Below are 22,025 nucleotides of genomic sequence, written 5' to 3'. Positions count from 1 at the left end.
CAAAAAAATACGTTACATTATTAATACTATTAATGATGTAACGGTTTTCTAATCAACTTAAAAACAGTAGATAAATGTATAAAGACTAGTAAGGATTAAAAAAGTAAGTAACTGTAAAAGTTAAATACGAATCTTTTCCTGTGATTTCTGAAACTCGTGATACAATTGGGATATTTCGATAAGGATCAGTAATCCCATAATAATACCTGAGGTTTACCATAAAGGATTCATCATACTGGACACTTAATCCCATAGCTACGAACATATTAAAAGAAATTTCTTCATTTCTATCGTCAAATTCTAAATCATTTGGCGAAGCGTATAATGGATCTAACACATAACTTTCCTTTGCGTCATCCTTTAATGTATATGTGTATAAGAAATTAAAAGATGGGCCTACATTTACTCCAAATTTAAAATCGTTGCGTATTAAAAAATTATAATTAAGAATAAAAGGAACACTAAATTGTTCTAAATTGAATTTAATATCTTCAGGCGCTGCAATTTCAGTTTCTCTACCAACAAACTTAACTCGATGTCTATTGTAGTTTATCTCCGTAAATAATTCAAAACGTTCTGAAAAATCTACAGATCCTACAAGACCTATAGTATACCCTGTTCCTGATTTTGAAAAAAATGAGTTAGAATCTGTTATGTAATTTGTTAATCCTAAAGTCATTCCATAGCGCCCATCTTGTGCCTGTGTAGGTATTGACATAGAAAGGAATAATAGTAGTACTACGAAAAATCGCATCATAAGTAATCGTTTGAAGCAAATATATATAAATGTTGTTATATTTGCCACAACTAATTGGTACAAGTAAAAATGAGAATCAAATTATTCCAACTACAACAATTAAATCTGAAAAAATATCTATTTATATTAAGTACAATATTTTTTTTCGGTTGTGAAGTAGAAAATATTGAATATAAAACTCCATACGTATTTACCGATGCGCCAACGAGTATTTTAACAACTTCAGCAATATTAGGAGGACGTGTTTTAGGTGAAGGAGGAAAAGATGTTTTAGAATACGGAGTTGTGTGGAGTCAACAATTTCCTCCAACTGTTCAGGATTCTAAAAGAATTGAAGGAACACGTTTAGGAGTTTTTTCAAACCGATATGAGGCATTTCAACCAAATACAACTTATTATTTTGCTGCATATGCTACAAATGAAGTAGGTACAAATTATGGAGACGTTTATGAATTTATTACAGATAATGATCCTCCTTGCAGCCCTACACAACAAAACCGTATCAATCTTGGTCAGAGTAGTATTAATATAACTGATGTTTCATATGAAAATCCTCCAGGGTTTAATGATGGAAATGTTGAATTTGAAGCCTCTTCGTATAGTTCAACAGCTAGAATAACATTACAGTTCAATGAAATTGATGGCGTATTACCTTTTACAGGAGAATATACTACCGTAACTACATTTGATACACTATCAACACGTTCAAATGGAGAAGTAATACTTACGATTACTGATTTCGGTTTTGGTAGTCTTGGCGGTGGAATAGCAGCTTCAGGCGAAAATATATATATTACGAATAACGGAACAGATATTACGTTTACTTTTTGTAATGTTGAAGTTGGCAGTCAGTATGTTGTAACAGGAAAATATACCTATTCTGAATAGAAAGTAAATAGTAAAAGGAATTCCTAATCCTTAATAAAGTATACCATAAAGTCTTTCAGCAATGAAAGGCTTTTTTTATGAGTCAAAAACTGAGGAGTGCTATCAAAAAACATTCAATTCGGGAAAAGTACTATAATATGAAAATCGCAAAAAAGATATCATTTTTCATTATTCCATTGAAGAATTCTCAATAAAGTACCTCCCGAAACCGTCTCGCAGCAATGCAGCAAGCTTTCGAGTAACTTCGGAAGCATCTCGCAGACCTGCAGCAAACTTTCGGATAACTTCGGAAGCGTCTCGCAGACCTGCGGCAAGCTTTCGGGTAACTTCGGAAGCGTCTCGCAGACCTGCAGCACGCTTTTGGGTGACTTTGGAAGCGTCTCGCAAACCTGGCAGCAAACTTTCGGGAGAATACACTACTTTTTCACAGCTTTGTATTATCGTACCGTTTCAGTTAGAGTCCTTACATTATCATCAATAACACGCTCTATTAATAAACGTTTGGGATCAATAGCGACTTTTGCAGGAATTTGATCTATTTGAAACGTGAAACTCATTCGTTTTTCAGTAATCAACACACGTTTTACAAATACTAATTCCTTTTCTTCATTGTCCGCATACACGCCAATTTCTACCCAATTGTGCTGTGCTACTTCTTGTAGTTCACCAGAATCATTTATGTCTAACTTCATCGCTTCAACTGTCATTGCAACTTCATATATTCCATTCGGTTTTGTTTCATAAGTCGCTTCTCTTACACTGTAATCATATAAAGTAACTTTCTTAAACCAATCAGTTAGTAGATACTTTAAATCAACAGGAATTTGCGGTTCTAAGTATTTCATAAAATCTACTGTTGTTGGATACGGCACCTCTTTGTATGCATATGTTTTTAAAAATGCTCGCAATGCTTCATTTACGTTATCTTCTCCAATATATTCTTGTAAAGCGTATAATACTAAACTTCCTTTTCCGTAATGAATGTATCCTTGATCTTCTACGATGTATAATGGCTTTTCTTGTCCATTTTCAGAACTTCTACCTCTTAGATATCGCTCAAAATCATAGGCTAATAGTTTTTTCATTTTGATAGGATCTTTCAATTCATTTTTCATGACCATTAACGCTGAATATTCTGCAAAACTCTCCGACAACATTGTTGCGCCTTGCACATTGGCTCCAATGACTTGGTGCGCCCAATATTGATGCGCTATTTCATGTGCTATGGTTGAATAAATGATATTGTAATCTTCTGCATTTGAAAGATTGGTTATAAACCCACCACCTTCTGTATAAGGCATTGTCCCCGGAAACGCTTGTGCAAAGTTGTAATACCTAGGAATTTCTACAACTCTTGCTTGCTTGTGAAAATACGGTCCAAAATTCTCTGTATAATATGTCAAAGATTTTTCTACAGCAGCAAGCATAATATCAATGTTATATGCATGTGCTTTATCATAGTAAACTTCAATATCAATTCCGTTCCATTTTTTACGAGCAACTTCATATGTAGCAGACATAAAATTGGTAAAGTTTAATGATACATGATCATTTTTGTATTTGAAATACGAACGTTCATTTTCAATCCATTGTTTTTCTAATGTTCCTGGCGCAACTGCAATTTGATCCTTCGCAGTAGACACTGTCGTTGCTATAATTACCCAATCTGACATGCTTCTGGTTATATAGTTTTCTTCTTTTGCGTGTACATCTTCTAATGACTTCATTCCTTTGTGTTTTGCCAAACCTCTACTTTCACGATCATTTGCATCTGAAATTTCATTATAAGCTTCATATCCGAAAATTGGTAAAATATCTGAGCTATCAAAGAAAGTTCCGTTTTGTACTACACGAATATTAGAAACTGAATTTTCAAAACCTTGACTTGTATATGTCGTTTCCAATTGGATTTGCATGCTTTCATTTGGCAATAATGGTTTCGCTAATTTGAAAATTTGATATCCTAATTCATCATCATTATGCACTAACGTAGCATTAGGTATTGTTACTGTTTTTTTCCATTCTGATTTTTTTAACACAACACCTTCATTCCCAAAACTTATAAAATGTTGCAAAGAATAGTGTAATGAATCTATTGGCTGATTCCCTTTATTTTGGATAATCAATTTCGCTTTTGCAGTCACATTACGTTCTGTTGGATATATAGCTACATCATAATCAATTGCAGTAATTTTTGGTTGTAAAATGCCTTCATATTGTTTGTATTTTTTCTCATACGATTCTTGCATGTTTTTAATTTCGTCTGCGGTATGATACAAGTTTAGGAGTTGTGTGTTGTAATACACAAAACTTGACGTGAGCACAAATAAAATAGAAACAACTATTGTACACGTGATATAGCTTTTTGTCCACTGTTTTTTAGCAGATTTCCACCTATTTCTCATTCCTTTTACGTTTCCTCTAATCCAAAAAACGCTTGTTAGAACTATGAGAACTATTCCGAATAATATCCAATAGAGATTGAACCAATTTTTAGCAATGACTGCAATACTAAAACCATTCATATCTGAATATGTATACGTTGGTGTAAAACCAAGATTTACCATAAAAGACTGAATACCAAACGTATCAACAATAATAAATTCAAATAGAAACAATAATAAGACAGCAATGAAATATGCTAGGTATTTATGATTTACTATGATTTGAATCGCAATAAAAATACAAGACCATATGATATATAACGGCAATCCTGAATATATAAAGTCTAATACATAAATGGTTAGTTCTAAATTTGTGTATCCGTTAGCTAATTGATACAGTATAGCAACTACAACTAAGAATATATCAAATACTACATTGATACTTATCAATGCTATAATTTTAGCAATCAACATCGTAAGTGAGTTGTGTGGTGTTCCGTCAATAACACCGTTAATATAATTTGCGCGTTCCCTCCAAATTAACTCTCCACTAAAAAACACAAGCATTATCATTCCAACAATCATACTTATTGGACGACTAAAGTCTAACATTTTATGAGTTACCGGATACGATTGCAATCCATAATATTCAAGCCCATTGATAAGTTTGTTTAATAAGATCAACGCTCCAATGATGAGCATAATTTTAAACGTATTACTTTTTAATAGTGTGAAGAAATTTATCTTAAAGAGACTGATAAATTGCGTTTTTTGTGTTTGGAGATTAAACTTATTTTTAACAACTGGCAAACTAAATTGCTGTGTAGTTTCTGTATGAATTGTTTTTTCTTCCTTTTTTACTTTTTGATTTTTCTGTGTAAAAGAAAACGATCGATATGAAATTAGAAGTAATACAACTGCAATACTTATCCATACAATTCTATTCAATAGTAACAATCCGCTGAATGCTATTATTTCTGTATTTTTTTCTAGGCTTGTAAAATATTTTGTATCAATTGTATAGGCATTTATTCCTAAAATATCTGTTATTGCAGCCCAGCTTTCTGTACTTACATCATTTAAAAATGCTCCTGAAATTAAATATCCAACAATAATAATGATTGATCCGATAAAAGATACAATCGTACTTTTCCATTTGTTAGCAATCGTAAAAATTAGTACACCTACAATAAACATATTTGGTAGCACAAATAATAAAAAGTTGTTTACAAATGCTTCTATATACAAAGTCCCCATTCTATTCGGAGAAATCACTTCAGCATTGACACTCATATCTGTTCCTATTACAAATCCTAAGAATACGCCTAGTAATGGAATGATAGCTATGACTAAAGCGCCAAAGAAACGTCCAAAAAAGTAACTCGCTTTATCAATTGCTGTACTAAAAAGAATACTGCTAAAGTTGTGTTGATAATCTCTTAAAGCTGCATGGTTGAAAAATGCAGTTGCAATTAATACGGCAAATAGTGACAACCTCCCAATGTAGACCGACATGATATGTGGCGCATTTTTAAATGTATTTCCAACAGATCCGCCAAGCGTAATACTTTCGTTGACAACTCCAATAGTAGTTATCATGGTAAATAAGAAGAAAAAAATATAAAGCATCGGACTTTTAAATCCTGTTTTTATTTCTTTGAGAAAGAATGTTATAAACATGATGTTTCGTTTTTTGATTAGTTAGATTGATGAATTGTATTGATTTTTGAGAAAAAGACATCTTCTAGCGTAGGTTGTACTTGCTTAAAATCTTCACCTGGTTTTTCGTCACTCAATACATGAATTAAAGGCTTTCCTCCTACCATTTTGTTAGAAATGACTTTATAGTTATTCGCATAGCTTTCCAATTCATTTCGTTGTATCATTTTTTGCCATACTTTATTATGCAACTCTTCTATAACATGTTGTGGTTTTCCTTTACAAATCAATTGTCCATGATTCATAATTGCCATATGTTGACATAGTTCTCTAACGTCTTCAACAATATGTGTTGATAGAATTACAATGACATTTTCGGCAACATCTGCTAAAAGATTGTGGAATCGGTTACGTTCTCCTGGATCTAACCCAGCAGTTGGTTCGTCTACAATAATAAGTTTCGGATTTCCTATTAAAGCTTGTGCAATACCAATGCGTTGTTTCATTCCTCCCGAAAAGCTTTTTACAGCTTTGTTTCGCTTTTCGTATAAGTTTACTTTTTGCAATAGGTAATTCACCAATTCTTTACGTTCTTTTCGTTGTGAAATTCCTTTTAATATTGCCAAATGATCTAGTAATTGCTTTGCTGTAATTTTTGGATACACACCAAACTCTTGTGGTAAATAACCCAATACTTTTCGGAGTTCTATTGGGTTTTTCAGAATATCAATTTCTCCCAAATACGCAGTTCCACTATCGGCTTCTTGGAGTGTTGCTAAAGTTCGCATTAGAGAAGATTTTCCTGCGCCATTTGGTCCTAATAGTCCAAACATTCCAGTTTCTATTTCTAAAGAAAGATTATTTAACGCTTTTACTCCATTTGTATAGGTTTTGCTTAAATTCTGTATTGTGAGTTTCATGTGATGAATGTTTTTAAATCATGCATCAAAAGAACTTGTATCGAAACTATATATCAACTTTTTTTATCCAACAGTATTTTTCTACACCTAAAAAACCATCAACAATACGTGAACGTCGTTTATTGATGAAAATAAATCGTTTATGTGAAAATATTCAGAGTTCATTAAATAAAATAGGACATTGCTATTACTTTTGATACTTTTATCTTTATACGAATTATGAAAACAAGCGCAATCAAAAAAACAATACTCCTACACGCATTACTATTAGTTAGTATTTCTATTTGTGTTGCAATGATATTCTCTATTTCCACTTGGGAGACGTTATCCATTACTACTTTTTCAATTTACTTTTTACAAGCTTCTACGAGTATCATTCTATTATTAGCTCCAGTTATATATCTAAAAGTATATTGGTTGATTCCCACCTATTTGGTTCCTAAAAAATATGTTCAATATACCATCTCTTTAATCCTATTGATTGTAGTTTGGGGATTTTTTATAGGAACTGTAGAACCATGGATTGATGAGCATTGGTTTAATGAATTTGATGAGAAAAAAACAACTCCTTATAATGGAATTTTTGCCATGACGTTTATTATGTTGGTTACGACATTATTAAATCTCTCCTATCGTTGGTTTATGCAACTCTCTAAAATTAAACAGATTGAGAATGATCGACTTCAATTGGAATTATCGTTATTACGAAATCAAATCAATCCGCATTTCTTTTTTAATACTTTAAATAATTTATATGCACTTTCGCTAGAAAAATCAGATCAAACTCCAGAAGTTATTTTGAAACTTTCAGAAATGATGCGCTATACAATTTATGATTGTAAAGAAGATACAGTTGCCATTACAAGTGAAGTGTCCTATTTAGAAAATTTTATCGCGTTGCAAAAAATGCGACATCACAAACGTGGAGAGATTAGTTTTGAAAAAGAAATTAGCACTGATCGATTACAGATAGCACCAATGATTTTGATTGTATTTTTAGAGAATGCATTTAAACATGGTTTTGATTTGCTTGAAAAAGATGCTTTTTTAAAGATTAGGCTAATAGTAAAAGAACAGTTACTTCATTTTCATATGGAGAATAATTTTAATGCTACCGATCAACAAAATTCTATCGGGATAGGACTTGAAAACGTACAAAGAAGGTTATCTTTAATTTATCCAAACACGCATGAACTGCAGATTACAAATTCAACTACTGTTTTTTGTGTGGACTTAAAATTATATATTTAATGAATTGTATTACCGTAGATGATGAACCATTAGCGCACAAAATCATAAAAAATTATTGTGACAATCTCTCGTTTTTAACCATTGAGAACGAATGTCATTCAGCTTTTGAAGCAATCAATTATTTACATGATAACGAAGTGGATTTAATTTTTTTAGATATTAACATGCCAAAGCTAAAAGGTTTGGACTTTTTGCGCACTTTACAACATCCGCCGTTAGTTATTGTCACTACTGCATACCAAGAATATGCAATGGAAGGTTACGAATTAAATGTAATTGATTATTTATTGAAACCTTTCAGTTTTGAACGTTTTTTAAAAGCTGTACAAAAAGCCCAAGATCATAAAAAGTTATTGGATTTATCGGAAATAGGAAATTCTAAACCACAACCGATTCAAACAATAATTAAAGACACTACTATTGAACGTCTCTTTATTAAAGGAGATAAAAAAATTCATCAAATACAATTAAAAAACATTCTCTATTTGGAAAGTTTAGGGAGTTATGTAAAGATTCATTTAGAAAATGAAACCATTACTACATTGGATCGTTTGACTAATTTTGAAAAAACATTACCCGAAAATCAGTTTCTTCGTGTTCATAAATCGTTCATCATTGCAATTGAAAAAATACAAACTATAGAAGGAAATCGATTGAAAATTTCTGAAGCTGTCATTCCAATTGGAAATGTGTACAAGCAAAATTTAACTAAGATTATAAAGTAATTGAATTACTTGTTTCTATAACCTCATCAGAAGCTTTATTTGGGCTTCATTCAACATTCGTTAAAAGCTATATCAAACTTCCTCTAATTAGATCAAAAACAGTTTTCACATTGGTTTTACTAATTGGAATTTCTTGGGAATCAATAGTCACAGATCGAGATGATTTTGAAAATGTTGCTATGTGTTTTACGTGAATCATCCAGCTTCTATGTACACGAATCATTGAAGAATGTTGCTGAAAGATACCTTCATAAAAATTGAGTTTATGCGATTGTAAATATTCTGCATCCACAGTTTTAATAAGTGTATAAGCGCCTTCTGCTTTAAAATATAGAATAGTAGAAACATCTAAAATTTTATAACTGTCTTTGTATTTTACAGTAATGGTTTCTACTGTGTTTGCTACTAAATTAGACTTTAATCCTTCGTAATTTAATGCTTCTTTTTCTGTTTTTATTTGATGAATAATTCGTTCAATAGCTATTTGTAAACGTTCAGGAAGAATAGGTTTTAGCAAATAATCAACAGCCGAAGCTTCAAAAGCCTTTATGGCAAATTTTTCATAAGCAGTTGTAAAAATGATTTTTGATTTGTGTGTTTTCAAACAGTCTATTACATCAAAACCATTACCGCCAGGCAATTCTATATCCAAAAAAACAAAATCGGGCTTGTACTTACTGATATCTTTTTTTGCTTCATCTATAGTACCCGATATATGTGCAATTTTTAAAAGTTGCTTATGTTTTTCAAGTAAATTAATCAACACACGTTGTGCAAAATATTCATCTTCAATAATACCAATAGTATACATCATACGCAGTTATTTCATTAATGGAATCGTAATCATGACTTTCGTTCCTAAACTTTCTTCATTCGAATCAACCAAATCTTCATATTGGTAATTCATTTCCATGCCATGATGTTTTTTATACAAATCAAAGCGTTTTTGGACGGAAGAAGTCGCCATGTTTAAATGTGTATTTTTACGATTTTGAGAAAGCAACCCTGAAGCTTTTCTACCAATTCCGTTATCCGTAATTATACACTGAACATGATTTGCATTTATTTTAAATATAATACGCATTTTTTTAGTTCCTTGTTTGTGGAGCAAACCGTGTTTAATGGCATTTTCTACAAACGGTTGTATAATCATTGCTGGAATTTTATAAAAACGATCTTCCAATTCAGTATCGTCTATTGTATAATCGAGTTGATTATTAAAACGTTTTGATTCAATTTTTAAATACGTTTCTAAGAACATAATTTCTTCATCAAATGTATTGAAGGTTTTGGATGAAAAATCAATACTCTTTCGAAATAAGTTTGAAAAATGTGCCAAATACGTATATGCATCTTCTTTTTTATCATCTAATATTAATCCTTGAACCGTATTTAAGGCATTAAATGTGAAATGCGGATTCATCTGACTGGTTAAGTTTTGGAGTTTGGCTTCCGCCAGATTCTTCTCTAAGTCTAACTGTTCCAGTTCAAAGTGTTGTTTGGTTCTTATTTTGCCTAAATATAATCGTAAAATGATAAATAGAACACCTAGTATAGTGCTCGCTATAATTGTAAAAAACCACCACGTTTTCCAGTATGGGTTTTGTATGATAAACTGAATAGAATCTTCATGGATTACCTTGGCGTTTTTTAGGGTTTGGTAGGTTAGTGTATAACTAGCTGGTGATAAATAGCTTAAATAAATAGGATTTTTAATATCAGAAATGCTCTGCCAATTTGCGTTTTCATTATTGAGTTTGTAGCGAAATGTATACGCAGTTCTTCCCTCAAAATCAGTGTTTTTCAAAAATAATTTCACTGAATTTTCATTGTATGTAAGTGCGTGTATTTCCTTTAGTTTTCTAGGAGTTTCATTGATTAAAATTTGATCAATAAATGTAGTAGCCGCTATATTTTTGAGTCCATCTTTATGCAATGAAATTTGTAATAACCCTTGATTCGTTGTCAAAAAACAAGAGTTATTAATGACCTCAAAGTCAACCACTTTTACATTTTTTGTTTGCGATGTAATATCTTTTACATTTTTTTGCAAAAGTGTTTCTTCGTCAATATATGACAATATTCCTGCTTCTAGTATGTAGATATTACCATTCGTTTCTTTTACAATCGCATTTTGGTCTTTCAATGTAATGAGTTGCTTGAATGTATCATTTGCCCCATAAAACAATCCTTTATTCTTTTTAATCGCCCATAAATAGTTGTTTCCAGAAATCAATTGATCGGCATATAGCACTTCATTTTTGTAGGTAATAGGGAAGATAATGGTGTCATTCTTTATTTTGAATATACCATCAGCAAAAGCGCCATATAATTCGTTTTGAAAAAATTTAACAGATATACAACGCTTTCTTCTTAATACTGTTTTTAGTGTATCTGTTGGTGGAGCTTTAATGCTTGCCAATCTATAGGTGTCAGCTATGTATAATTTGTCTTCTTTGATATCTATATCTTTAATAGAAGCAAAACCGTTCTTTTCATTACTAAGTATTGTATTGTTTTTTAAATAAAATAAAGGCTTATCGTCTCCAATAATATATGAATCATTATCAAATGTATACAGTTTTCGTATACGTGTGTTTAGCTTCCATTTTTGACGTACTTGAAAGGTTTTATGATACTTTAACTTATACACAGTATTTGTAAAATCAGTCACTAAAAACTCATTGGTATTCAGTTGATGTATATAATGTAAATCATCATTTTCGATATCGAAATTTTTACTGTGATATTGAAAATTTTCTTGCCCGTTCCAATAATGAATACCACGATTGAGCGAGGTAAATATGAAATTACCAAAAGCGTCTTCTATAATTTTTGATATTTTGATATTTTCTAAAATAGAAAACCTGTGGTGTAAAGACCCATTTTTTTCTTCCATGACTTTTACTCCTTGTTCGGTAGCAAAAAATAATAAACCTTGTTGATTTTTGTACAATTCATATATTCTTGCATCAAAATCTTTAGGAAGTTTTAGTTCTATCATTTTGTCATTTCTTAATGTGTATAATCGAATAATATTATAATTGACATCAGAACATGTTATATAAAGTTCATTATTAAGATTGAATAATTTGATAAATTCCTTTTTAAATATAATAGGATAGCTCTTGCTTTCTTGAGTTTCAATATCTAAATAATGTAAACGGGTAGGTATATGTAATTGGTTAGATATATGTAATTGATTGGATGTATATAATTGATTGGATGTATGGAAGAGTTTTGAATCTATTCTTACGATATCTGAATACGTTCCTACCTTATCGATAAGAACGGTTCTTTTTTTAGTATTAATATTGTATTGTAAAAACTTACCTTTATCGAGTTGTATGATCAAATTATCTTTGTACAATTCATAGTTTGGTAAAGCGCCAATTAATTGATCTTTGGCATCAATAAATAACTCTAAATTATTTTTGATAGAATCTACATAAAAAAACTGTCCACTAAGACTATTACACCAAATTCGACCAAAATCGTCCTCTTTTAAGTTGAATAGTGATTGACTGCGTTGTTGTGTATTTGAATAATGTATAAACGAGATTCCATCAAAACGGTATAAGCCAGAATCTGCACAAAACCAGTAATTTCCTTTAGAATCTTGCAATGCATCGTAAAACTCATCATCAGGAAGCGTTGCTAAATCTGCCACATTTTTCGTAATCACTTCTTGCGCATAAGTTGTGGTTATTACAAAGAAAAGCATCAAAAAAAGACGTTTTACAAAGAGTACATTCATAAAATAATAAAGGTGCATATTTATAAAGCTACAAAGTACATAAAATGTAATTGATTCAAAACAAGACAGCAAATCACTGCCTTGTTTTGGCTTTTAAAAATAGCTATTGTTTTACAATTTTGAAACTAGTGTTTAGGGCAGATAATTTTAAAATATAGATTCCTACAGGTAATTGTTCAATAGAAATACGATTGTTTTGTGTGTTGAGTGCTACTGAATGAATAAGTCTTCCGTTGATGTCAAGTAACTCTCCTTGTTTTATAAATGATGGTATGTTCGAAATGATTACTTCTGAATTTGAAGTGATTACTTTTATATTTTTAATTTCGAATTCAGGTGTACTCAACACAATAGCATCATTTCGTAAAATAGTAATGAATCCACCAGGATTTGCGCCACCGCCATTATTTCCCGTAAGGATATCTAAGTCGCCATCACCATCTAAATCTACTGCATCAATCCAAGTTGGGGCATTTACATTTGAACTTAATACAGTTGCAGCATTAAAACTAATATTTGTAGTTGCTGAACCGCTTGTCGCAGTATTTTCAAAGAATAATATTTCATTCGTGGTATTATCAATGGCAGTAATATCTGGCACATTATCATCATCAAAATCACCAGCTGCAATTGACACTAAATTTCGACTTCCATCGGTTGATATAAAATGTGAAGTCTCACCTTGACTTGGATTGTAAGATTTGATACTTGTGGTAGTTCCAGAAGCGCTAACGGCAATGAAATCTAATACCCCATTTTCATTAAAATCATCAATCACTGTCTTTCGTGTACCTGCTACATTGTGCGTTACATTGGTAATTAAACTAATCCCAAAGTTATAAGAAGGACTTTGCAATGTTTTGACACCATTTGTGGAACTTGTACTATTGTTAGGTTCCGAACCTGTTCCGAATGATGTATAAACTAAATCTTGTATACCATCATTGGTAAGATCTGTTGAAGTTACATGCAATGGTCTACGATTGGCATAATAATTTAAAAAAACGGTACTGCCGCCATTCGTACTTACATTTAATATTTTTAAATTACCAATGGAGTTATTATCACCTGCAACTACTAATTCATCGCGAGCATCAGTATCAAAATTCCCTTTATAAATTCCACGACATCTATCATGGAAACGAATCAGTTGCACATTACCTAATGTTCTATTTCCAGTATTTTTCATCCAATACACACCGTCCGTAGCATTTACAGTATTGGCATAATTTGAAAATATAATATCATCAATACTATCTTCATCTATATCCATAATCACAATTGCCCAAGGTTTCATATTACCATTTACAGTTGGATCTACTAAATTATAACGTACCATTGTATAGTTTGACAAATCTCCAGTTCCATATAAAATGCTAATACTACTATTTGTATTTTCAGGGACAATAATGTCAATATGACCATCTCCATCAATATCGCCAGTCGCAAACTCTCTAGGGTTGAAAATAGTTTGACTTGGAACAGAATATTCTGTGAATTGTTGCGCATGTAGACTACTTACAATACAACTCAAAAAAAGTAAAGAAAGTAAAGTTTTTTTCATAATGTTTGTGAATTTGAGCACAAACATAGAATTGAAATTAGGTCAGAAAGAATCTATTTCATGAACGGATGTTTTTTTTTCATGAATTGAATTTTGAGAACTTTCAGCATTCTTTTTATACCAATAAAATCGATAGAAAGCTAAAAATTATGCTCACAGACAAAGATATAGTAGAAAAATATTTAAAGAGAATGACTGCAGATGAGGACGATGTATTAGTTATATATCCCGATGAAACAATTAAAAAATCGTATGGTAAATTTATTCGTTTAATTACAAAAAACACATTGAAAATGGAACTTTTGTATATGTACTTGCCGCTTACAGGTATTCAGATAAAGACCGATTTAGTCATAAATAAAGTTATGGTTCACTATATATCTAATGTATAAAAATCTATACTTCATAGAATTGTTATCATTTTTGGTGTAGAAATAAAAAACTGTAACCTCCTCAGAAGTTTTATTTAGACTTTGTTTAAAAATGAAAAATATTCTAAAAACAAAAAAGCCTTACTATTTCTAGTAAGGCTTTGTCTTGTGACCGCAAACCTTCAAAGTTTGAACTTTTGGGTGGAGGATTTGAGAGAGATTGGTTTGTTTGTGAAAGTGCGTAACTTATTTTTTCAATAGCTCAGATAGTATATTGATGTTGTTAGGTAATCTACCTACATTTTGTAGTTTAAGTGCTGCTAAATTTAATGCAATACGCAAACAGTCTTTAATTGAATGCTCTTTTAAATACGCAAATAGAAATCCTGACCAAAAAGCATCTCCTGCGCCAGTAGCATCCATAACTTTGTTGATTTTTATGGCGGGCATCAAAATTAATTCTTTGTTTTTTTGTGATAGTTTGACACCATTTTTACCTAAAGTCAAGCATACTATATCCACGCCTAATTCATGGAAAAAAGTAAATATCTCATCATGTAGTGTATGTTTCCCAAACAAGCGTTCAACATCATCTTCACTAATTTTCACTAACGGATTGTAACTACAATATTTTTTAATGATTTCTAATGCATTTTGTTTGTCACTCCATATTTTTTCAGAATAATTAATATCTATACTTAGCCTACATCCTAATTTGTATGCTTCTTTGGCTTTATTTATAATCGTTTCTTGTGCTGGATTTTTACTTAGCGCAAAACAAGTTGTATGAAATATTTTTGTTTTTTGAAGTAAGTCTGAAGGGATTTGATCTTCTGTGATTAAAAAATCTGCGCTTCTATATGGAATAAAGTCAGGTGTCTCTTTGGATCGAGACACAAAAATAACTGAAGTTGGACTTTCAAGTGTTTGTTTTATATATTCATTATTTATGTTTATTTCACTAAGTCGTTTTAAAATATAGCTCCCCAAACCATCACTTCCTATGCTAGCTACTAATTTAGTTTGTAATCCTAAGCGTGCTGTATTCATAGCAACATTTGTAGGAGAACCTCCTAGATGTCTATGATAATCACGTATCTCATCAATCAGGACACTATCTTGATGTCCTATAAAATCAATCAAAGCTTCACCTACGCAAAGTATATCTATATTCTTATTTGTAATCAAACTAATAACCTTTTTCCTTTAATATATTGTTCTAATAATATTTCTCCTGCGGCGCTCCATGTACATAGCGGAACTCCTACTGCCAGTTGTGTTTTTGTATTGAAGTTTTCATAAAACCCATAGTTTTCTTTCGCGTTTAATTCCTTTATCGCTTTTAACACATGCTGAGAGTTTTCTTTTTGATTTTGGCTCATCAAGCTCATTCCATAAAAACCATTGATCATTTGCCATGTACCGCCATTATGAAATTCATACGGGAAGTTTCTAAATTCATATTTACAGTTATTTACAAGCAATTTCCAGTCGTCATCTTCTTCGTGAATCGGTTTCCAAAATGCTGGTAATAAGTTTAATGGTAAACTTTCTCTTAACTCCTCTGAATAGCTTGTGAGCCTTTTTTGAAACGATGAGTCACCAAATTGTAATAATTGTGCAATAGAATTTGCAAACGCATCAAACATGGTTTGGTAACCTGAAGGATTTACAGAAGCCATCCAATACGGAGTATCTTCTAATTGTTTGTATGCTTTTGGATGAAACGGATTTTGACATGTTGTTTTTCTGTAGTTTTCATTTAATTTTTCTGTGATGCGATCAATTTTTGTTTGAAAATTATCAGATGGTTTTAATCTGTGAACACATCGCAATGCCCATAATCGTAATATTTGATCATAAAACGTATGTCCTTCCGTAATATATTCGTCTGCCCAATTTCCTGATCGTGGAACATATAATAAATCATTGTTATTAAATTCCCACGCTTCAAGCAGTTTTAGTCCTTTTTCTATGTTTGGAAGCAATTCAATCAAAAATTCATCATCCTTCATCATCCAACAATAGTTGCATACACCAATAATGAACCAAGAAATGGTGTCTACTCTACCTGCCAATCCACCAAAACTCAGTTCCACTTCATCGTTTTCTTTAAAATATACATTCGATGGAATTTGTCCTAATTCATGTTGATGATTCGCAAGTGTTTGTAATGTATTTTTAAAAGTATTTACCAAAGTTTCATTACCATCTAACAATGTAGAAAGTCCGCAAATAACGCCATCACGAGCCCAAACACGTTTATAGTTTGTGATATTTTCTGCGCTTGCTAAAAACCCTTTTTCAGAACTTGCCTTCAAAAGTAGTTGTTGCGCTTGTATGTAAGATTGATTTGTCATGCAGCAGCTATTTTTTCTTTTGCTTTGGAGTTAATTAATAACGTACAGATTACACTGATTAAAAGTAATACACCTGCAAATGTGATTGCATTACGCGGATCGTTGTCTAAAAAGTTTTCTAATATATAACCAAATGATATGGTTTGAAGCAACATTGGAATGACAATCATCATGTTAATAATTCCCATATACACACCATAACGTTCTTTTGGAATGTCATGTACAACCATTAAGTATGGAATTCCCATAATACTTGCCCAACCGATTCCAAAACCAGTAATGGCAAAGAATAATAGATTTTTATTTTCTATGTGAGGAAATACTAAGAATCCAATCGCAGCTAGCAATAAACAAAAAGCATGTACGCGTTTTGGACTGTATTTTTTTGCATATCCTACCAAGGCAAAAGCAACTAAGAAAGTAACAGCGTTGTACCAACCATTTACTAAACCTGTCCAACTTGCCGCTTGTTCATACGCTTCTAGATTACTTTTTGGTGTGGCATTCCATACAGAAAGTGCAATACTTTTGGAAGAATTTTGCCAGTAACAAAACAACGCGTACCACTGAAATAGATATACCAATGCCAATTGCCACATTACTTTTGGCATATCGCCAATGGCTTCATAAATTTCTATTAATGGATGAAAAGCACTTCTTTTTTCGCTTCGTAAGACTGCTAGCTCTTCTTCTGTTGGAGGAATTTCATTTGTCGTTTTCATTGTCCATAAAATAGAGCCAATTGAACAAACTGCTCCTAAAAAAAAGGAAGCATATACCCAAGTTGGCAACGAGCCTGTGGTTCCAATAAAAATCATTGGAAATATAAATAAGGAAACATTTGCCAATACTTGTCCTATACCTGTAAAAAAGCTTTGCATTTGAAATCCTAACGGTTGTTGTTCTGCGTCTAATTTATCAGCAATAAATGCACGATACGGTTCCATTGCTGTATTATTTCCTGCATCTAATATCCAGAGTAATCCTGCTGCCATCCATAAAGAACTGCTAAACGGAAATGCTAGTAAACAAATACTACAGATAAGCGCTCCGATAAAAAAATATGGTTTTCTACGTCCAAATTTTGGATGCCATGTTTTATCGCTCATTGCTCCAATTAATGGTTGAATCAATAAGCCTGTCATGGGACCTGCTAAGTGTAATAAAGGAATTTGCGATGGATCTGCTCCTAGAAAATCATAAATTGGTGTTACCGCACTTTGTTGCAGTCCGAAGCTATATTGAATTCCAAAGAATCCAATATTCATATTCCAAATTTGCCAAAAACTTAATTTAGGTTTCTTAAACTTCATAGTATGCTATTATTTTTCTAGAAATTAGTTAAAATATGCAACGTTAGCTATTCCATTATATGTAAAGGAAATATAGCAATAAGTAGGTTTTTCATGTGATGTTTTTTTATGAGAAAAAGAGTCAATATCAGTTGACATCAACTCTTTTAAACTAATTAAAAAACTTATGGTATTCAAATAATTAAAACATGTATTGTAATGTAAGAGAGATTGATCTTCCAGGTAGAGGTCTTGCTCTTACAATATTCGTTTGTCCTTCTACAATACTTCCTTCCTCTGATTCTGTAATTCCTAAAGAATCAAATATGTTGTTTGCTGCTATGTTTACGTTAAGTGATTTTGTGATTCCAACATTTATAAAACTGTTTACGATTAAGAATCCTGGCATTACTAATTCATTGTTGTCTTGAGCGAATACTTTCGATTGTCCTATGAAACTCAATCCTACTGAGTTTTTCTTTTCACTTCCGAAGTTGTACGACGGAATTACGTTATAGATAAAATCTGGTTGTCTTCTTGGTGTGTTTCCTGTATTGTCTCCTGAATCTACTTCTGCATCTGTCCATGTAACTGCTCCGCGTAAGCTAAAATCATTAAATCTGTAGAAACCTTCTACTTCAATACCTAATGACTTGTAATCGTTTTCTACAATACTGTTTGTTGATGCTTCAAATCCACCTTCTTCTTCTGTTTTTGCATAGAATGCTGTTGCGTAAATTGCTCCATTTTCAAAACCTCTTTTATATCCTATTTCTGCTTGATTGATAAAGTCTAATGCGTTGATACGATCTCCATCTAAATAATCTAATCCTGAGAATAAAATACGATCTGCTTTTGCAGAAGCACCTCTACTATAACGTCCAAAAATAGCTTGAGAGTCATTCAATTTATAATTTAAACCTAATGAATACGAAACGTAATCATAATCGTAATCTACTGCCGTAGGATTTGCATTGTCAATGGCAAATACATTTTGCTCTGGCACAGAAATAACGCCGTCATTGTTGACATCAAATTCTCTTTGTGTTCCACCTGTGAACGAACCTGAAACACGTCCTTTGTCGTAACGTAAGCTTGCATCAATTGTAAAGTTTTCAGAAGCTTCTAGCGTAAAGTTTACATAAGGAGCAGATACATTGTAGTCTGTATCATAGTTTCTGTGTAAATTTCCCCAAAAAGGAGTTCCGTACGCATATAAACCATTTTCACTTAATGCGTTGTTTCCTGCATCAAATACATTGATCAATCGTGCATTATCGTCATTTACTTCTTGCAAGTACGAATTCCATAACCATGACATAGAAATACTTTGGAAAGATTTAAAGTATCCTACCGTAACATCTAAGTTGTCAAATGATTTTGATAATTTGAAATCGTTCATAAAGTTATTGAAGTTGTTCAATTCTACATCAAACATGTGAATTCTTGCTACCAAACTGCTTCCGCCTACAGGCGTACCATCTGTAAAAGCAAGTGTTGAGCCTGCTCCAAAAGAATCTGCAATTGTAGTTGCATCAGCTATTTGCGATGGAAATGGTGATACAAAAGCACCATTGTTAGCAGAATAACGTGCGTTGTTTCTTACATTCCAATCATTTCCTAAATCGAAATTTGCTTGCATTCCTACAGAAGTAGAAAGCGGGTGCATTCCGTCAGTAACATCTCCTCTTTGTACTTGTCCGTCGGCACCAATTCTAACAGTTTGTGTAAGGTTTGCGCTATGTAGAGAACCTCTTGTTGCATCAAAGTTTGGCGCATTTCCCCAATCAGGATTGCTATTGGTTCCTGTTACCTGAATTGGCATTGGTAAGTATGCAGCAGCTCTATCATTTAGATATTTAGCATACACACGCACAGAACCATTTTCAAATTCTTTTGTTAAACTTAGTTTTAGTTGTCCACCATTGTTGGCTGTAAATCCAGTTTCTCTTACACCTTCTCCAGCTCTGTAAAATCCACCAGCATGAAAATATAAACCGTCTCCTATTTTTGAACCGTAATTAAAATCTGTTCTAAAAGAATTGTAATCTAAACCGAATGTAGTTCCAATAGCTCCACCTTCATTTTTCCCTGTTTTGCTAATGATGTTGATAATTCCACCTGGTCCATTAGAAGTTAATGTTGATGCAGAACCTCCACGAATAGCTTCTATTCTTTTCACATTATAATCAAATCGGGTAAATATATCTGCGGTTCCAAAAGCGATATCACCATATAATAATACAGGTAAACCATCTTCTTGTAATTGTACGTATTTAGATCCGCCAGAAGATATTGGCACACCGCGTACTGCGATGTTTGCGTTTCCTTCTCCACCAGATGATTCTGCACGAATACCAGGAATTGTTCTAAAAATTTCAGCAGTACTTCTTGGAGCTGATTGTTTGATCGTTGCTGGTTGCATGCTCGTTACCGAAACACTTGATTCTATTTTCGATCTCGGATTTACTACACCAGTAATAATTACTTGATCTAAAGATTCTGCATCATCTGCTAATGTAATTTTAAGCACAATGGCACTTCCATTTGCATTTACTGATTGATTGTATGTGGTATATCCAACTGAAGAAGCTTTTAATGTATAAGTTCCATCTTCCACATTTGTAATAGCAAACTTTCCATCAAAATCAGTAACGGCTCCTTTTGTAGTTCCGTCAAGAATAATATTTACACCTGGGATAGGCATTCCTTTTTGATCATTTACAGTACCTGAAATTTTGGTTTGCGCAAATGATAACGTCGTAACCAAAAGTAATAATAAGGAACAAAGACCTTTTAAGTTAGTATAGTTTTTCATTGTATTATTTATAGTTTTTTGGATTAATTTTTAGCTAAATTATATTTATGATGCTACTATTTTACATTTTTCTTATCGAAAACGTTTTCGATTTTACCGAAAACGTTTTCGATTTTGTATTTTGGTCATTCTTTAAATAAAAAAACTACTTTAGTTTCCATGAAACCAGTTACTTTAAAAGATATCGCAGAGACTTTAGGGATTTCTATCACTACAGTATCAAAAGCTTTAAAAGGATATCCTGATGTTAGTAAAAAAACCCGTGCTTTAGTTAAAGAGCTTTCCGAAACATTGAACTATAAGCCCAATGCTTTCGCCGTTAATTTACGAACGGAAGAATCTAAAACAATCGGTTTGATTATTCCTGAGATTGTACATCACTTTTTTTCAAGCGTGATTAAAGGAATTATAAGTCAAGCAGAAAAGAAAGGGTATTTGGTTATCATTTTGCAATCAAATGAGTCGTATGCCTTAGAGAAGAAACAACTTGACTTGTTGATGAATAAACGTGTCGACGGAATTCTGATATCACTTGCTAACGGAACAGCCGATTTTAAACACATTACCGATATCATGGATCAAGGGAAACCAATTGTAATGTTTGATAAGATTGCCAAAATTGTCAAATGTTCTAAAGTTATTATAGATGATAGAAAAGCAGCTTACACAGCTACTCAGCATTTAATTGATACAGGATGCAAGCGTATTGCCCATTTTAGAGGTCCATTGTTACCACAAAATTCTATTGATCGTTTTTTGGGTTATAAGAAAGCCTTGCTCGATAATAATATGACATACGATCCTTCTTTGGTTTATATTTTTGACGACATGACTTTTGAAGTAGGCGAAATGTTTGCTCGGAAAATTTTATCGGAACATACAGATGTAGATGGCATTTTTGTCAATACCGATTTAGTTGCCATTGGCGCAATTACTGAATTCAATAGACAGGATATCAAAATTCCTGAAGATATTTCTATTGTTGGTTTTAGCAATTGGTTTATGTCTTCTGCCATTACACCTTCTTTGACAACAATTAATCAACCAGGTTTTGAAATGGGAAAAATGGCATTTAAACAATTATATAAAGAGTTAAAAGCTAAGAAAAAGAAAAAAGATATTGTTCCTAAAATTATTGAACTTGAAACGAAATTGGTGAAGCGAAATTCTACACGATTTTAAATATTAATATAAAAAAACAAAAAAGCCTTACTATTTCTAGTAAGGCTTTGTCTTGTGACCGCGAACCTTCAAAGTTTGAACTTTTGGGTGGAGGATT

At 32.1% G+C, this 22,025-nt stretch carries 15 protein-coding genes; 5 read left to right on the top strand and 10 right to left on the bottom strand.

Annotated elements, in window-relative coordinates; all coding sequences use genetic code 11:
• Positions 1-85: 85 nt before the first annotated feature.
• Positions 86-757, bottom strand: a complete 672-nt coding sequence (locus tag Q0828_RS08925) for a porin family protein (protein WP_298419736.1) — start codon at positions 755-757, stop codon at positions 86-88.
• Between the two features lie 69 nt (positions 758-826).
• Here Q0828_RS08925 and Q0828_RS08920 point away from each other — a divergent pair, with 69 nt between their 5' ends.
• Positions 827-1,645: a hypothetical protein gene (locus Q0828_RS08920; protein ID WP_298419734.1), complete on the top strand. Its 819-nt coding sequence runs from the start codon at positions 827-829 to the stop codon at positions 1,643-1,645.
• A gap of 437 nt (positions 1,646-2,082) precedes the next feature.
• Here the strand turns inward: Q0828_RS08920 and Q0828_RS08915 are convergent, their stop codons facing one another.
• Together Q0828_RS08915 and Q0828_RS08910 are read right to left on the bottom strand one after the other, a co-directional pair.
• Positions 2,083-5,709, bottom strand: a complete 3,627-nt coding sequence (locus Q0828_RS08915) for a M1 family aminopeptidase (protein ID WP_298419732.1) — start codon at positions 5,707-5,709, stop codon at positions 2,083-2,085.
• Between the two features lie 17 nt (positions 5,710-5,726).
• On the bottom strand, positions 5,727-6,608 hold the full coding sequence (locus Q0828_RS08910) for an ABC transporter ATP-binding protein (RefSeq protein ID WP_298419731.1): 882 nt from the start codon (positions 6,606-6,608) through the stop codon (positions 5,727-5,729).
• Positions 6,609-6,827: 219 nt separating this feature from the next.
• Here Q0828_RS08910 and Q0828_RS08905 point away from each other — a divergent pair, with 219 nt between their 5' ends.
• Complete coding sequence (locus Q0828_RS08905) at positions 6,828-7,859, top strand: sensor histidine kinase (protein ID WP_298419728.1); 1,032 nt, start codon at positions 6,828-6,830, stop codon at positions 7,857-7,859.
• On the top strand, positions 7,859-8,584 hold the full coding sequence (locus Q0828_RS08900; RefSeq protein ID WP_298419726.1) for a LytTR family DNA-binding domain-containing protein: 726 nt from the start codon (positions 7,859-7,861) through the stop codon (positions 8,582-8,584). The genes Q0828_RS08905 and Q0828_RS08900 overlap by 1 nt, the downstream gene beginning before the upstream one ends.
• A 67-nt stretch (positions 8,585-8,651) precedes the next feature.
• On the opposite strand, the gene Q0828_RS08895 is transcribed toward Q0828_RS08900, so the two are convergent.
• The 3 genes from Q0828_RS08895 to Q0828_RS08885 all read right to left on the bottom strand — a co-directional run bounded on the left by Q0828_RS08895 (position 8,652) and on the right by Q0828_RS08885 (position 13,905).
• Entirely contained in the window at positions 8,652-9,398 is a 747-nt protein-coding gene (locus Q0828_RS08895; RefSeq protein WP_298419724.1) for a LytTR family DNA-binding domain-containing protein, read from the bottom strand.
• 6 nt (positions 9,399-9,404) lie between these two features.
• Positions 9,405-12,308 carry a histidine kinase gene (locus Q0828_RS08890; RefSeq protein WP_298419722.1) on the bottom strand — a complete coding sequence of 968 codons (2,904 nt, stop codon included), beginning with the start codon at positions 12,306-12,308 and terminating at the stop codon, positions 9,405-9,407.
• Positions 12,309-12,444: 136 nt separating this feature from the next.
• Positions 12,445-13,905, bottom strand: a complete 1,461-nt coding sequence (locus Q0828_RS08885; RefSeq protein ID WP_298419720.1) for a T9SS type A sorting domain-containing protein — start codon at positions 13,903-13,905, stop codon at positions 12,445-12,447.
• 149 nt (positions 13,906-14,054) lie between these two features.
• Between Q0828_RS08885 and Q0828_RS08880 the strand changes: the two genes are divergently transcribed.
• The gene (locus Q0828_RS08880) at positions 14,055-14,297 is read left to right on the top strand and encodes a hypothetical protein (RefSeq protein WP_298419718.1); all 243 of its coding nucleotides are present in this window, start codon (positions 14,055-14,057) and stop codon (positions 14,295-14,297) included.
• 225 nt (positions 14,298-14,522) lie between these two features.
• Here the strand turns inward: Q0828_RS08880 and Q0828_RS08875 are convergent, their stop codons facing one another.
• From Q0828_RS08875 to Q0828_RS08860, 4 genes are all read right to left on the bottom strand, one after another.
• Positions 14,523-15,461, bottom strand: coding sequence for a PfkB family carbohydrate kinase (locus Q0828_RS08875; protein WP_298420587.1), 939 nt, complete (start codon positions 15,459-15,461; stop codon positions 14,523-14,525).
• Positions 15,461-16,636 (bottom strand): glycoside hydrolase 100 family protein, encoded by a 1,176-nt coding sequence (locus Q0828_RS08870; protein ID WP_298419716.1) that lies wholly within the window; start codon positions 16,634-16,636, stop codon positions 15,461-15,463. Before Q0828_RS08870 ends, Q0828_RS08875 begins: the two co-directional genes overlap by 1 nt.
• On the bottom strand, positions 16,633-17,949 hold the full coding sequence (locus Q0828_RS08865) for an MFS transporter (RefSeq protein WP_298419714.1): 1,317 nt from the start codon (positions 17,947-17,949) through the stop codon (positions 16,633-16,635). The genes Q0828_RS08870 and Q0828_RS08865 overlap by 4 nt, the downstream gene beginning before the upstream one ends.
• Before the next feature lie 181 nt (positions 17,950-18,130).
• A complete protein-coding gene (locus Q0828_RS08860; protein ID WP_298419712.1) occupies positions 18,131-20,746 on the bottom strand; it encodes a TonB-dependent receptor in 2,616 nt (871 codons plus the stop codon).
• Positions 20,747-20,905: 159 nt separating this feature from the next.
• Here Q0828_RS08860 and Q0828_RS08855 point away from each other — a divergent pair, with 159 nt between their 5' ends.
• Positions 20,906-21,928, top strand: a complete 1,023-nt coding sequence (locus tag Q0828_RS08855) for a LacI family DNA-binding transcriptional regulator (protein ID WP_298419710.1) — start codon at positions 20,906-20,908, stop codon at positions 21,926-21,928.
• The last annotated feature ends 97 nt before the right edge of the window (positions 21,929-22,025 follow it).

This window comes from uncultured Kordia sp., from assembly GCF_947496985.1.
Taxonomy (GTDB): domain Bacteria; phylum Bacteroidota; class Bacteroidia; order Flavobacteriales; family Flavobacteriaceae; genus Kordia.
This window is presented reverse-complemented; position numbering and strand designations above follow the sequence as displayed.

Bases quoted from the DNA above. Each gene is read 5' to 3' on its own strand.
- Q0828_RS08900 (WP_298419726.1), top strand. From the start codon at position 7,859: ATGAATTGTATTACCGTAGATGATGAACCATTAGCGCACAAAATCATA.
- Q0828_RS08925 (WP_298419736.1), bottom strand. From the start codon at position 757: ATGATGCGATTTTTCGTAGTACTACTATTATTCCTTTCTATGTCAATA.
- Q0828_RS08895 (WP_298419724.1), bottom strand. From the start codon at position 9,398: ATGATGTATACTATTGGTATTATTGAAGATGAATATTTTGCACAACGT.
- Q0828_RS08905 (WP_298419728.1), top strand. From the start codon at position 6,828: ATGAAAACAAGCGCAATCAAAAAAACAATACTCCTACACGCATTACTA.
- Q0828_RS08920 (WP_298419734.1), top strand. From the start codon at position 827: ATGAGAATCAAATTATTCCAACTACAACAATTAAATCTGAAAAAATAT.
- Q0828_RS08855 (WP_298419710.1), top strand. From the start codon at position 20,906: ATGAAACCAGTTACTTTAAAAGATATCGCAGAGACTTTAGGGATTTCT.
- Q0828_RS08865 (WP_298419714.1), bottom strand. From the start codon at position 17,949: ATGAAGTTTAAGAAACCTAAATTAAGTTTTTGGCAAATTTGGAATATG.
- Q0828_RS08910 (WP_298419731.1), bottom strand. From the start codon at position 6,608: ATGAAACTCACAATACAGAATTTAAGCAAAACCTATACAAATGGAGTA.
- Q0828_RS08890 (WP_298419722.1), bottom strand. From the start codon at position 12,308: ATGCTTTTCTTTGTAATAACCACAACTTATGCGCAAGAAGTGATTACG.
- Q0828_RS08915 (WP_298419732.1), bottom strand. From the start codon at position 5,709: ATGTTTATAACATTCTTTCTCAAAGAAATAAAAACAGGATTTAAAAGT.
- Q0828_RS08880 (WP_298419718.1), top strand. From the start codon at position 14,055: ATGCTCACAGACAAAGATATAGTAGAAAAATATTTAAAGAGAATGACT.
- Q0828_RS08885 (WP_298419720.1), bottom strand. From the start codon at position 13,905: ATGAAAAAAACTTTACTTTCTTTACTTTTTTTGAGTTGTATTGTAAGT.
- Q0828_RS08870 (WP_298419716.1), bottom strand. From the start codon at position 16,636: ATGACAAATCAATCTTACATACAAGCGCAACAACTACTTTTGAAGGCA.
- Q0828_RS08860 (WP_298419712.1), bottom strand. From the start codon at position 20,746: ATGAAAAACTATACTAACTTAAAAGGTCTTTGTTCCTTATTATTACTT.